This is a genomic window from Vibrio sp. TRT 2004 (assembly GCF_050113735.1).
Lineage (GTDB): Bacteria > Pseudomonadota > Gammaproteobacteria > Enterobacterales > Vibrionaceae > Vibrio.
Genome location: NZ_JBNJOH010000053.1, coordinates 14,906 through 28,810 on the forward strand (window position 1 = coordinate 14,906; position 13,905 = coordinate 28,810).

Below are 13,905 nucleotides of genomic sequence, written 5' to 3' on the forward strand. Positions count from 1 at the left end.
GAACGTTTGCAAAATTACATTATCAACAACCAAACTACAAGATACATTACGGTCTTAATGCGGGTTCTCTGTGATCACAGGCACAAAAAAACCTAGCTCAAGCTAGGTTTAAGTATATGGTCTCGTTAAGTTACTTGCAGGTATCGCGAGCGATATTTTGGAAAGTTAACACAACCTTACTCATCACTTGGGGTGCACCGTCAATTAACTCAAGTAGCATCTTGGCTCCACTTTCTCCTGCTTTATCAAAAGCATAGTTAAAAGTTGAGAGACTTGGGGAGTTGATATAGCCCAACTCATCATTCCCCACCCCGAGCACTTTCACTTCCTTGCCGACTTCAATATCTGCTTCTTTAAGCGCCTTGATTGCCCCAACGGCGATTCGGTCGGTTGCGCAGAATACGCCATCCATTGTTGGATACTCGTGGATAAGCTGCTTCATATTGGCATAACCAGACTCAATGCTAAATTCGCCATGGCAGTGAAACAGTAGCTCATTCGCCTGACTCATTGCCAAAGCTTGTTTTAAGCCTTCAGAGCGAAGTTTGTCGACTGCAAGGTCAGTATCAGGCACACCAATAAAGCCGATATTCTGACAACCCGCAGCCAATAGGCGATTACCCGCTTCAAACCCTACACGTAGATCATCGTGAACTACACTGGGAATATTGAACAGAGAACCATCCTGACCAACCAGTACTACGGGGGATTTTGACTGATTAATCGCCATAACCAACTGCTGATCAATGTGAGTAGCATAGAGGACAATGCCTTCTACCCTCTTTTGATTAAACAATTGAATATACTCAATTTCTTTCTCACCAGACTGTTGAGTGCTGGCAAGTAAAACCTGCTTTCCCGCTTGATCAAATATACGACTTAAGCCATCGACGCCCTGAGCGGTGGCGTTTGAAGATACCCGAGGAACAATCACACCCACTAGGTTAGTTTTTTGCGATTTTAGATCTTTAGCGACTTGGTTAACGACATAACCTACCTCTTCTACCGCTTTCATCACCTTAACTTGGGTGGCTTTTTTTACTCCATACTCGTTATTAATGACCCGAGATACGGTAGATTTTGAGACTCCAGCCAATTTTGCGACGTCATGTAAACTTGCCATGAAAGAAAGCCTTAATAAGTTATTGGGATTATTTGCAAAAACTAGCAGATTTTGGCACAAAATCCACTTTGCCCAAACGGTTTAGCAAAATAATTTAGCAGATCTAGTTCACATAAAGCCACACTATACTTTGACTGAATGAGATTGATCGAAAAGAATCACTTTTGCAAACGTTCCCAAAAGAGTCATTCGCGCTCTTGTGAACTATTAATTACATAAGCTACAGATAATATTCGGGGTTTGGAATGAACTATCCAATAATTGCAAAAGAGCTGCTGGAACTGCTTGGCGGTAAAGACAACCTTCAAGCGCTCGCCCACTGTGCGACACGCCTTCGTTTAGCACTCAAAGACGAGTCGCTGATTAATGAAGAAAAGATCAGTAACTTAGATGGCGTTAAAGGCCAGTTTAAGGTTGCTGGCCAATATCAGATCATTTTCGGTTCTGGTATTGTCAATCAAGTTTACGCTGAAATGGCTAAGCTTACAGGAATGACCGAGATGTCAACGAATGACGTCGCCAGTGCTGGAGCTCAAAAGCAGAACATTGTTCAGCGCGCGGTCAAAGGTCTATCCGATATCTTCGTACCCATCATTCCTGCCATTGTTGCTGGTGGTCTGTTAATGGGTATTTTCAACTTGCTCACTGCGCAAGGACTCTTCATCGAAGGCCAATCTCTGATCGAAGCCAATCCTGGTCTCGCCGATCTTGCAAGTATGATTAATACCTTCGCTAACGCTCCTTTTGTCTATCTTCCCGTTCTGTTAGCTTTCTCTGCCAGTAAAAAATTCGGCGGTAACCCGTTCCTTGGTGCCGCATTGGGTATGTTAATGGTGCACCCTGACCTTCTCAATGGCTGGGGCTTTGGTGGTGCCAGCGTAGCGGGAACAATCCCTACTTGGAATATTTTTGGTTTCGAGATCCAAAAAGTCGGTTACCAAGGTTCCGTACTGCCTGTTCTTGTATCCGCCTTCATTCTAGCAAAAGTGGAAAATGGACTACGTAAAGTTATTCCTTCGGTTCTCGACAACCTGCTCACTCCCATGCTTGCGATCTTCATCACTGGCTTCCTGACATTTACACTCGTTGGCCCTATTACACGTGATCTCGGCTTCCTTCTTGGTGATGGATTAAACTGGCTTTATGACTCAGCAGGCTTCATCGGTGGTGCACTATTAGGATTTATCTACGCTCCATTTGTCATCACAGGGATGCACCATAGTTTTATCGCCATCGAGACACAGCTTCTCGCCGATATTGCAGTGACTGGCGGCACCTTTATCTTCCCAATTGCTGCAATGTCTAACATTGCTCAAGGCGCAGCCGCATTGGCGGTAGGCTTTACCACTAAAGATATTAAGTTGAAAGGCATTGCGATGCCGTCAGGTGTGACTGCTTTACTCGGCATTACTGAACCCGCGATGTTCGGCGTTAACCTGAAACTGCGTTATCCATTTATTGCTGCTATTCTAGGTGCTGCATGTGCTAGCGCGTTTATCACCCTTTTCAATGTCAAAGCTCAAGCGTTAGGTGCTGCGGGTCTACCTGGTATTATCTCTATCGTCCCTGACAAACTAGGCTACTACGTTGCGGGTATGGCTATCTCATTCGTGGTTGCATTCGGCCTCACTCTGGTGCTTGGTGCTCGCGAACAGATCAAGTCAGCAAATACCGCAGCAGCATAAACTGCTTTACTCTGTCCCCTGTAGCCAAAGCTTGTTTTGGCTCCGCCCCACTTAGCAGTGGGGCATTTTCGTTGGTTCGATTTGCACTGTCTTTCTACTGTAGCGACATAAAAAAATGCCACTGGCTTACGCTAGTGGCATTTTTTATTGCTTCACTATAACGAGATTAATCGCGGAGTGTTGCGCCAAATTTCTCTGAGACGTGAGCAACGATTGTATCGACTGCGCCTGCAATGTCCGCATCTTCAAGAGTGCGTTCTACAGATTGTAGTGTAAGCGCAATAGCTAGGCTCTTCTTGCCTTCTTCTACGCCTTTACCAACGTAAACGTCAAACAGACGAGCATCTTTCAGAAATTCACCACCCTGCTCTAGACATGCTGCAACGATGTCACCAGAAGCGGTCGCTTCGTCAACAACAACAGCAATGTCGCGGCGGTTTGATGGGAACTTAGAAAGCTGAACCGCTTCTGGGATCACTTTAGTGCTAATTGCATTCCATTCTACTTCGAACACGATAGTGCGGCCGTTTAGACCAAACTTACGCTCTAGCTCTGGGTGAACAGTACCGATAACACCAATTTGCTTGCCGTCAACAAGGATCGCAGCAGACTGACCTGGGTGAAGCGCTGGATTCGCAGCTTTATCTTCTGCTGAAAGCGCAGCAAAAGAGTAAATGCTTTGGTTAGCGGTTAGCTCAAGTACAGCTTCTAGATCGCCTTTTAGGTCGAAGAAATCAACAGTGTTGGTCGCGATATCCCAGTGCTCTTCGCTGCGAGTACCCGCAATAACACCAGCCAGCATAGGCTCCTGACGCATACCATTTTCAGCAGATTCACATGGAATGAAACGCAGACCGTATTCAAACAAGCGAACACGTGGCTGTTGACGTTTCTGGTTATGAACAACCGTGTTCAGAAGGCCTTGAATGAGACCTAGACGCATCGCTGACATATCCGCTGAAATAGGGAAAGGCAGGATTAATGGTTCAATACCCGGAACGATAAGTTTCTGCTGCTCTGGCTCAACGAAGCTATAGGTAATCGCTTCTTGGTAACCACGATCAACCAGTAGATTACGAACGCGTTTTAGCGGAATGTCTGCTTCAACGTGGTCGTGCATCTTAAGTGCCGCCACTGGATTTTGGTTAGGGATGTTGTCGTAACCGTAGATACGACCCACTTCTTCAACCAGATCTTGCTCAATGGCAATGTCAAAACGCCATGTTGGTGCTGTTGCTGTCCAACCTGCATCTGTTGTTTCAACCGTCAGGCCAAGACGCTCTAGGATTTCAACAACATCGCTGTCTGCAATGTGGTGGCCTAGTAGGCTGTCTAGTTTGGTACGACGTAGTGATACTGTGTTTGCTTTTGGTAGGTCCGCTTGCGACTCAACAGCAACCACTGGAGCTACTTCACCACCACAGATCTCAACTAGAAGTTCTGTTGCACGCTCCATTGCGCTCGTTTGTAGTGCGAAATCGACACCACGCTCAAAACGCATTGAAGAATCTGTGTGCAGACCGTAGCTACGCGCGCGACCACGAATGTGATCTGGTGCGAAGAAAGCACACTCTAGTAGCACGTCTTTGGTTTCAGACGTAACACCAGATTGTTCACCACCAAAGATGCCCGCAATCGCTAGCGCTTTGTTGTGGTCAGCAACAACAAGAGTATCGGCGTTAAGTTCAGCTTCAGTGCCATCTAGAAGCGTGAGCTTCTCGCCCTGCTCTGCCAAACGAACCACGATACCGCCGTCGATCTTGGCAAGATCGAATGCGTGCATCGGTTGACCTTGCTCTAGAAGAACAAAGTTAGTGATGTCAACAACTGGGTCGATAGAGCGAATACCACAACGGCGCAGTTTCTCTTGCATCCAAAGTGGTGTTTCTGCTTGCACATTGACGTTTTTAATCACACGACCTAGGTAACGAGGACACGCCGCTGGCGCTTTCACTTCGATAGAAACTTGATCGTCGATAGCGGGAGCAACAGGGTTTACTGCTGGCTCAGTGACATCAGCACGGTTAAGAACGCCCACTTCACGAGCCATACCACGAATGCTGAAACAGTCCGCTCGGTTTGCCGTTAGATCAACGTCTACTGTCACGTCATCTAGCGCTAGGAATTCACGGAAATCAGTACCGATTACCGCATCTTCCGCCAGTTCCATAATGCCATCTGATTCTACGTCAATGCCTAGCTCAGAGAATGAGCACAGCATGCCATGTGATGGTTGACCACGTAGTTTGGCTTTCTTGATTTTGAAATCGCCTGGTAGCACAGCACCAACCGTTGCAACTGCAACCTTGATGCCTTGACGACAGTTAGACGCGCCACAAACGATGTCCAACAGTTCTTCTGCACCAACATCGACTTTAGTAACGCGTAGCTTATCTGCGTCTGGGTGCTGACCGCACTCAACCACTTGACCAACTTTAACGCCAGTGAAAGAACCCGCTACCGGTAGAACGTCGTCTACTTCTAGACCCGCCATAGTGATTTGGTGCGTTAGTTCGTCAGTGGATACCGCAGGGTTTACCCACTCACGAAGCCATGATTCGCTGAATTTCATAGTGATGTATCCCCTGGATTACTTGAACTGTTTTAGGAAACGAAGATCGTTCTCGAAGAACGCACGTAGGTCGTTTACGCCGTAACGAAGCATAGTTAGACGTTCAACACCCATACCAAATGCAAAACCAGAGTATTTCTCAGGGTCAATTCCTACGCTGCGCAGTACGTTCGGATGAACCATGCCACAACCTAGAACTTCTAGCCATTTGCCGTTTTTACCTTTTACATCCACTTCTGCTGAAGGCTCAGTGAATGGGAAGTAAGATGGGCGGAAACGAACTTCAACTTCCTCTTCAAAGAAGTTACATAGGAAGTCATGCAGGATGCCTTTTAGCTGAGCGAAGTTAACGTTCTCGTCTACTAGCATGCCTTCCACTTGGTGGAACATTGGCGTGTGCGTTTGGTCGTAGTCGTTACGGTAAACACGGCCCGGTGCGATGAAACGGAATGGTGGTTTGCCATTTTCCATCGTACGGATCTGAACGCCTGACGTATGGGTACGCAGCATTAGATCTGGATTGAAGAAGAAGGTATCGTGATCAGTACGAGCTGGGTGATCTTCTGCGATGTTTAGCGCATCAAAGTTGTGGAATGCATCTTCAATCTCAGGACCAGACTCAGTGTTAAAGCCTAACTCACCAAAGAACTGCTCGATACGCTCTACAGTACGAGTAACAGGGTGCAAACCACCGTTCTCAATGCGACGACCTGGTAGCGTTACGTCAATCGTTTCAGCAGCTAGCTTCGCTTCAAGTTCTGCACTTTGAAGTGCATCTTTACGTGCAGCAATCGCTTGCTGAACAACGCCTTTCGCTTTGTTGATCTCTTGACCAGCTTCACGGCGTTCTTCTGGTGGTAGTTTACCTAGGCTTTGAAGTTGAACAGTCAGTTCACCTTTTTTACCTAGATACTGAACACGCACTTCATCAAGTGCGACTAACGAATCTGCAGCTTCAATTGCCGCGTTCGCGTTAGCAATGATCTCTTCTAGATGTTGCATCGTTTCCTCATCTACCTACACCTATATGCAAGTCATAGGCATAAGTGGTAGTGTCCATTTTAGGTAGAGCAATTATATACTCATACCCGACAGGGATTTTGGGTCTATAAATAGCTATACATAGTAACGAATGACTGATGCAAATCCAAACTGAAATCTGCTTATTTACTGCCTTTGGGCAAAAATTCACCTCAACGCTTGATAAAAGTGTTTTTCATACCCAGTTATTTGGCATGAGAAGTATAGAAAGGAGTCACAATGACAGTAATCATCAATCCAATCCAACCAACTGATGACAGTGAGATTCGTGCAATCATTAAAGCGGTTGGCGCAGAATATGGCGCCATTGGTGAAGGATTTGGCCCGTCAGACCCTGAAGTGGATGCGATGAGCCAAAGCTACACACTGGATAAACAGAGTCTGTATCTCGTTGCGACCATTGATGGCAAGATCGTCGGAGGCTGTGGATTAGCCCCCTTTAATCACTCACAACAAACCTGTGAGTTGAAAAAACTGTTCTTGTTACCACAAAGTCGCGGTCTAGGCCTTGGTAAACAGCTAACTGAACTCTGTTTAGAGTTCGCGACGCAGCAAGGCTTCAGTGAGTGCTATTTAGATACACTCACTTCGATGAAGTCCGCTATTTCACTGTATGAAAAACTGGGCTTTACACATCTTGAGCAACCGCTAGATGGTACAGAACATAGTTCATGTGATGTCTGGATGCTAAAGAAGTTATAGCTCCATCGATATATCTGCCGCACTTGACACGCGATTGCGGCCTTCGGCTTTCGAGCGATACACCGCGTTGTCGGCTTCTTTGATCAAATCATTGAAGTCGTTCATTGCAGAAGTGCGCTCCCCTACACCAACGCTAATACTTCCTCTCCAAACACTTTGCCCCACTGGTACTAGCATTTGATTCACTTTGTTTCGAGTCAGTTCAGCAATGTGCATACCACCCGCTAGATCCGTGTTAGGACAAATCACAAAGAATTCGTCTCCACCTAAGCGACAAACAAGATCGTCACTTCTAAACGAGTCAGCCAGCGTTTGAGCAAGCTCAACTAACAATCGGTCGCCCGCGTCATGGCCTGCGGTATCGTTCACTTGTTTAAAGTAATCGACATCGATCATGATACAAACCAGTGGTTCTTTGTTGTGTATCGATTCATGCCAGTAAGTTTTGAGTTTGCGAATAGCACAACGGCGGTTTGGCAACTTAGTCAAAGAATCCGTCAGTGACAATTCTTCAAGCTGCTTGTTAACCCTCGACAACTGCTGGGTGCGCTCTAACACCTTGTCTTCTAGGCACTGGTTTAGCTCTAGTAGCTCTTTATTTCGCTCTGACACCTGCTCAAACAGTCCATTCAAAGCTTTTAGCAACGGCTCAGTGGAGGAGTCTTGCTTTTTCTCTTCTGTTTCCCAAGCTAGCTTAGGATCAACCCCCGATTCAATCTGCTTCACCTGACGAGACATATTCTGATCAATGCCAAGTATGTGGTAAGCCAACCAATGGATAAGAAAATTGAGTAGATGCTCAGAAGCCGTTTTATTTCCTTCATTGATAAACGCTTGCATACTCAAAATATCAGCCATAAACGCTCTGTGTATCTTGATATGCTCTTCAACATGCTTTTGATAGACACCAGCGGTGCGCATCAAGTTTTCTTCTTCCTTAAAGTGGAACTCGGCGTATCGCGACAGCTCAAACAACGCTATGCGTATATCTTGCATAGAGATGTTGTTCTGTGCGATCAGAGCACCATAGCGGTTAATGATTTCGACCAAGTATTGATGCTGTTCATCGACATCATCCAACCCTGTTTCATAACAGCTATCCCATTCAAATGATTTCATTCAACCTAGCCTTACAAATCATTCATTGCCCTTACCAATAAGGGCAATAACATAATTACCTTAACTGATTAGGGGCGATAATACATGCTTTTAACTCAAGGCTAAGGGGTCTGCATCAAAAAAAGGGAACTTGATCAGCCCCCTACAATAATGGAATCAATATCACACTTGAAAAGGGTGACATAGGCACACTTTAGAAGTAATACTCTAGCGAAAATCCTCAATGCCGAGATTAATATCAACGTGAAAAGTCACCTCTTGATTGCAGTGATAATTGATTCTCACTGCTAAGATAAGGTGACAGTCGTTTTATGAGGAACCTATGACGATGAGCGCTTTCAATGTTTGGACAGCCACCCTATTATCTCTCACCGCATCGCTTTCAACCCATGCTTGGCAAGCAGACATCATAGTATCTGGTCTTAATGTGCCATGGGGAATGAGCGCGTTTAATGATGATCAACTCATGGTGACGCAACAAAACGGCGAAATAGGTGTAGTGACTCTCTCTACAGGCAATTACAGTACCATTGCAAAGCTCGTCCAGTCACAAGCGTATGGACAAGGCGGATTGCTCGATGTTGCACACTCGCCGTTTAACAAGCATCACTTCTATTTCACTTATTCAAAGGTGGTGGGCTCTGCCATCGAAACCACGCTTGCTCGTGCCAGCTACAAAGATGGCACACTCTCTGACTGGACAGATTTGGTCGTGACACAATCCGGCTCTGATACCGGACGACACTTTGGTAGTCGAATTGCCTTCGATACCCACTTCGTCTATTTCTCTGTCGGAGATCGCGGTGAACGAGATAATGGACAAAACCTGGCGACCCATGCAGGAAGTATTCTTAGAGTATTACCCGACGGTACGACTCCACCAGACAATCCATTTACTAATGTCAAGGGCGCTCGAGGTGAGATATGGAGCTATGGTCATCGCAATCCTCAAGGGCTCTACTATGATCGTCAGAGTACAACCTTGTGGTCTATTGAACACGGTCCTCGTGGTGGTGATGAGATAAACCAGATCGTTAAGGGGGCCAATTATGGGTGGCCTGTAACTTCTCATGGTAAGGAATATTGGGGGCCTATCGCAGTCGGAGAGGCGACAGAAAAAGAAGGGATAGTCTCGCCAACTAAAGTGTATATACCATCGATAGCACCCAGTTCATTGCTGCTATACCGTGGCAGTCAATATCCTCAGTTATCAGGAAAATTATTAGCGGGAGCCTTGAAGTTGACCCACATTAACGTGGTCAAGATAGACAACAACCAAGCGATCGAAGAAGAGCGAATCCTGACAGAATTAGGTGAAAGGATACGTGATCTCGAAGTGCTTCCCAATGGAGAGATCGTATTCAGTACCGACAGTGGCAAAATCTATCGCTTGGTAGACGAGCACAATTAGCTTAATGACGTTTATCTATCTGCCCAAGAGGTTTGGTTACGCCCGCTCTGTTTACTTAGATACAACGCTTTATCGGCGAGATTAAATAACGCTGTCTGCATTGCTTGGTGAGACATGTAGCGTTGGTCAAAGTCTTGCTCACTCGCGAGAGCACCACCTATCGATACGGTCACTCGTCCATATGGCTGATTGCCTTCATGGGCGATATTCAATGCCTCTACCGCCTTCCTCACGCGCTCACTAAACTGAACCAGTTCTGTCTTATCGGTTCTAGCCAAAAGGATGACTAACTCTTCACCCCCGTAGCGAAAGGCAAGATCACTCTCACGCGCCACCTTATTGATGACTGCCCCCACTTCGGACAATGCGTTATCACCAGCCGTATGCCCATAAATATCATTGAACGCTTTAAAGTTATCGACATCACAGACCAAGGTCGCAACATACTGCCCATTGCTCAGTTGACGCTTAAAGAATGGTATTGCCGCTCGCGAATACTTGTAACGTGATCCCAAGCCCGTTAGTGGGTCTGTATCTGACCTAGCACGTAAGATGCTGAGTTGATTGTCTAATTTAATCAATAAGCTATGGTAGGCTTGTGCTAATTGGCCGATTTCATCACTTCGATTCAGTTCACGAAAGTGTGCAATATTGGCGTGGGGTGTGGTGAACTGAAAGGGACAACAGGGCCACTTATTGAGAAATTTACAATTCGTCTTTGTTTTCACTAACAACTTGAATTATCGCTGAAAAAAGCCCCTATTGAAAGGGGTTGGGGTGTATATTTGACCACACTACTTTTAGAACGACACACAAATTTTCGCTTACAGGGGCACTTTGGCATCAATAATACAGGAAAAAACAACCAAAATTTAGCGCTATCTTGACCTCTAAAAACCACTAACGGAAACTCTTGAAAACAACATCTAAGTATTCGACAATATCGCCCTACTTTATATAACCTAATATCGTAGTCCTGTATCTAATCTGAGTATTATTTTAGGTTATCCTATAGTAAAGATTGAACCATTGGAAAAATATTTTAACAGCATAAAAACATAATAAGGATAACAAGAAAGCAATGGCTTTCATTACTTTATTTATTTTCCTTATTGACAAAGCTCCATTGATTTTGCGTAGGTTCTACTTGAATAACGAGTTGATATTTCTCTTAGATTTTTACATTCCTCATAATTAGTAATTTTAGCATTAGAGGCCTGTCGAATAACGAGACTCATTAAAGGAGATATAATAAAAATCAGTATCAAAGCTATTTTGTTTAATTTGTTAGGAGTTATAATGTAATTTAATACTTGACAGATGTAGTATAACAAGAAAAATGAACCAATTAAAACACCCGAAATAGAGCCCCATACATTAAATATCCCATCAATGACAAAAATATCTTTCTGCGTGGAGCTAAAAAACACCATGTAGTCAGAGGATAAATACAATGAAAATAATGTAATTAACATACACAAAAAAATCCTAATTATAATCATTATAATACTCTTCTACAGCCCTTGTCATTTCCTTTGAATATCCATTTTCTTTATCTAAAATATCCAAACCTTTTCCTGTAATAAAAGACAATACAACAAATATAGAGCCCGTTAACAAAGTACTTGCTGTTGCTGGAACAAATGCAGCTCGCTCCTAAGGCTGTCAGTCCTTTTATAACATCACTAGCTGAATTACCTAAAAACTCGGCTAGTGTAGCTTCATCTCTTAACGCATAATCAACGACATTGATACCAACTGATACAGCCACTTCTAAACCAACATTAAAGCGAACATAATGAACTGCACCTTTTAGATCATTTAAACCTAAACCTAATTGAATAATCCTTGGATTATTGGCTTTCCATTTATGCCCACGTTCAAGAGTTTTTAGGTGCTTACGATAGTTCTTAATTATGATCCAGTTCTGGCCATTTATATTTTTTGTATAAGCCTGAACACCCAAACCTCCTAAGCCCTTTGCTGTTTCAACAGCGTCATATATTCCTTTTCCTAAACCCTGTCCATAGTCTTTCATATTATTAAAAGTATAGGCAAAATGTTACACATTCATAATATCAATGCAAAACTTGAAATACTTTTACTGTGTTGGTCAACTAAAATTGGCTACAGTTTTAGAGCCTTTTAGACTTATTGTGGCTTAGTTTACCACTTAGCAACTACTTTACTCGGTACAATACTGTTTCTGATAGAGCGTTTATTATAGCTATAAGGCTTTTACCACTTCTTGTTAGTGCCGTAGAGCTTCTGGAAACCTACCGCTAAATTATGAAGATGCACTGGTTCTCAGAAGACAGCCCCTTCATCTTGGATATTCCTTGTGTCATAAATGCCATCACCTGATAACTCTATGACTCTTCAGCGTGTCTGCTTAAGTAAGTTGGTAAGCACTCCCACATCGGTTAAGTTAGATAAAGTCAACTCTGCTGCTACTATTTCGTGGGTGCTGGTATTTACTACGATATTGCAGTTTGCGCCAAAATCTGCGTTTCCCATCAGTTCCATGCTTCTTGGGCTGCCATTCACATTCATCATGAAGTTTGTTATTTGTGGCATCAATGGCTAGATGTTAAATCGCACCTCTGATTTAGTTTTAAATGAAACCTCAACTTCCTTATTTCGACGGCTTATACAGGTGTAATCGGGATAAGCTAGCGGGATGTTAGCCAGCTTAAATAACGAGTCTATTGATTCTTGTAGCGCTAGCAAGGGCATAGAGAATACTCGTTTCATCATCAGTCCAGTACTAATGGCTAAGTCGCAGAATCAGTGTGGTCGCCTTGTTTGCTTGGTCTCCTCTCTCACTCTGCAATCGCTTCTTCATTAATCTGAAAGGCCAGTTTATTACTTTATGTGGTTTTTCCAGTAGTTGTTCTGCAACGAGGTTTCGGTATGAGCCTATAAGGATTTATTGTATGGTGCTTTATTTTGTTACTTTTGTATAATACCTGTTTTGTTAAAATATGATTTCCTGTCAATGTTTAAATCTTGCATTTCTTGAAGTTGTGATACTTAGTCAAAGGTTGTTTATTTTTTGTGCAATTGTGTTTGTGAGTATTATATCTTTTGATGTGTAAAAAGACGTTTTTATTGGTCTGTTTACGTTTCATTCAGTAATATATTCATGGAGAGCGTATAATGAAAAAAGTAATTTGTAGCCAAGTGCGATCACTTACTGATACTGAGTTGGAAATGGTATCTGGTGGTAAAGGTTATGATGGGTGCCGTTCTAAACCAGAAAAAATTCATCGAGGTAACAGAGAGACGAATAATAATAGTCGAGATTGGTCTGGTGGGTGTAACTCTCGTCCATAATTAATAATTTACTATACCAGGGTAGTTTGTCGTTTAACTACCTTTTTACAGTTAGTTTTTCATAGTATATGTTTAATGAGATATTTAGATAGTGTTTTAATTTTTAAATTAATACGATAGCTATTTGTTTTGGTTCGGATATTTTTAACGTGCAGGCTGTTTAAAAGTGAAGAGAAGCGCTGATATAGATATTATTGAAGACTATATTAATCAATCTGCCGATAACATTATAGGTAACGGTTATTTAGTCAATAAAGAAAACATTTCATGTTATATAAAGTTAATTGACAAGTTGATTTTTGAATCTAACTTTTCGAAGGCTATACATATATCTAAAAAATCAAACTGGAATCTATATGATCCTAGCTTGTCTATGCGTGATGTAGATAGAATATTCTTTATTTGGATTGGGAGTATTGGATGCGAGCAACTAGATTATTTTCGAATTTGGCAAAGTATAAATAATAATACATGTATTTATTATGACAGTAATAGCTTTCTTGCATCAAAGCTAACTTATATAATTTGTAAACTAGATAACTGCTCCCATATGAATAAGGATTTTGTGGAATTTCAGAACGTTTGGTTCGATGATTTCAATAAAAATGGAGATGGTAATTTTGATCTGTGGCTTTTACACCGAGTTAAGGGGTTAGATTTCAAACTCTATTTGTCAATAAAAAATGACTTGAATAAAATACAAAGATTTTATAAAAAAGCTTCTAGAAATATTAATTTTGTTGATATAAGAGGCTTAAATGATTTCTTTGTTTTTAAATCATTTGATCTTGAAGAATACTATAATTATGAGCTTTGCTTGAGAAATAATCTGGCATCCGCTAAATAACTGTTCCTAAATATAGATCACTGGTTTGTAGAAAAAGAAGGGAACTCGGTACCGTTTGAGCGATCTGAT

At 42.9% G+C, this 13,905-nt stretch carries 10 protein-coding genes and 1 pseudogene; 4 read left to right on the forward strand and 7 right to left on the reverse strand.

Translation table 11 applies throughout. The features are described 5' to 3' along the window. Positions 1–130: 130 nt before the first annotated feature. Positions 131–1,123, reverse strand: coding sequence for a LacI family DNA-binding transcriptional regulator (locus ACQEXR_RS17220; RefSeq protein WP_426950582.1), 993 nt, complete (start codon positions 1,121–1,123; stop codon positions 131–133). A 245-nt stretch (positions 1,124–1,368) separates the two neighbouring features. On the opposite strand from ACQEXR_RS17220, the gene ACQEXR_RS17225 reads away from it, so the two are divergent. Beyond that, positions 1,369–2,808, forward strand: coding sequence for a sucrose-specific PTS transporter subunit IIBC (locus tag ACQEXR_RS17225; RefSeq protein ID WP_427020803.1), 1,440 nt, complete (start codon positions 1,369–1,371; stop codon positions 2,806–2,808). Positions 2,809–2,974: 166 nt separating this feature from the next. Here ACQEXR_RS17225 and pheT read toward each other — a convergent pair whose 3' ends face one another. Then, complete coding sequence (gene pheT, locus ACQEXR_RS17230; RefSeq protein WP_426950579.1) at positions 2,975–5,380, reverse strand: phenylalanine--tRNA ligase subunit beta; 2,406 nt, start codon at positions 5,378–5,380, stop codon at positions 2,975–2,977. 18 nt (positions 5,381–5,398) lie between these two features. Beyond that, positions 5,399–6,382 (reverse strand): phenylalanine--tRNA ligase subunit alpha, encoded by a 984-nt coding sequence (gene pheS / locus ACQEXR_RS17235; protein ID WP_138970371.1) that lies wholly within the window; start codon positions 6,380–6,382, stop codon positions 5,399–5,401. A gap of 258 nt (positions 6,383–6,640) precedes the next feature. Between pheS and ACQEXR_RS17240 the strand changes: the two genes are divergently transcribed. Continuing rightward, positions 6,641–7,123 carry a GNAT family N-acetyltransferase gene (locus tag ACQEXR_RS17240; RefSeq protein ID WP_427020804.1) on the forward strand — a complete coding sequence of 161 codons (483 nt, stop codon included), beginning with the start codon at positions 6,641–6,643 and terminating at the stop codon, positions 7,121–7,123. Here the strand turns inward: ACQEXR_RS17240 and ACQEXR_RS17245 are convergent. Beyond that, positions 7,118–8,242 carry a GGDEF domain-containing protein gene (locus ACQEXR_RS17245; RefSeq protein ID WP_427020805.1) on the reverse strand — a complete coding sequence of 375 codons (1,125 nt, stop codon included), beginning with the start codon at positions 8,240–8,242 and terminating at the stop codon, positions 7,118–7,120. The genes ACQEXR_RS17240 and ACQEXR_RS17245 overlap by 6 nt on opposite strands. Before the next feature lie 328 nt (positions 8,243–8,570). Between ACQEXR_RS17245 and ACQEXR_RS17250 the strand changes: the two genes are divergently transcribed. Then, positions 8,571–9,653, forward strand: coding sequence for a PQQ-dependent sugar dehydrogenase (locus tag ACQEXR_RS17250; protein ID WP_427020809.1), 1,083 nt, complete (start codon positions 8,571–8,573; stop codon positions 9,651–9,653). Positions 9,654–9,664: 11 nt separating this feature from the next. On the opposite strand, the gene ACQEXR_RS17255 is transcribed toward ACQEXR_RS17250, so the two are convergent. From ACQEXR_RS17255 to ACQEXR_RS17265, 3 genes and pseudogenes are all read right to left on the reverse strand, one after another. Further along, positions 9,665–10,234 carry a GGDEF domain-containing protein gene (locus ACQEXR_RS17255; protein WP_427020806.1) on the reverse strand — a complete coding sequence of 190 codons (570 nt, stop codon included), beginning with the start codon at positions 10,232–10,234 and terminating at the stop codon, positions 9,665–9,667. 971 nt (positions 10,235–11,205) lie between these two features. After that, positions 11,206–11,691: a hypothetical protein gene (locus tag ACQEXR_RS17260; protein WP_427020807.1), complete on the reverse strand. Its 486-nt coding sequence runs from the start codon at positions 11,689–11,691 to the stop codon at positions 11,206–11,208. A gap of 145 nt (positions 11,692–11,836) precedes the next feature. Continuing rightward, a pseudogene (locus ACQEXR_RS17265) lies at positions 11,837–12,440 on the reverse strand (IS5 family transposase); the annotation flags it as partial. Positions 12,441–13,155: 715 nt separating this feature from the next. Between ACQEXR_RS17265 and ACQEXR_RS17270 the strand changes: the two are divergent. Then, positions 13,156–13,836 (forward strand): hypothetical protein, encoded by a 681-nt coding sequence (locus ACQEXR_RS17270; RefSeq protein ID WP_427020808.1) that lies wholly within the window; start codon positions 13,156–13,158, stop codon positions 13,834–13,836. Positions 13,837–13,905 lie beyond the last annotated feature (69 nt).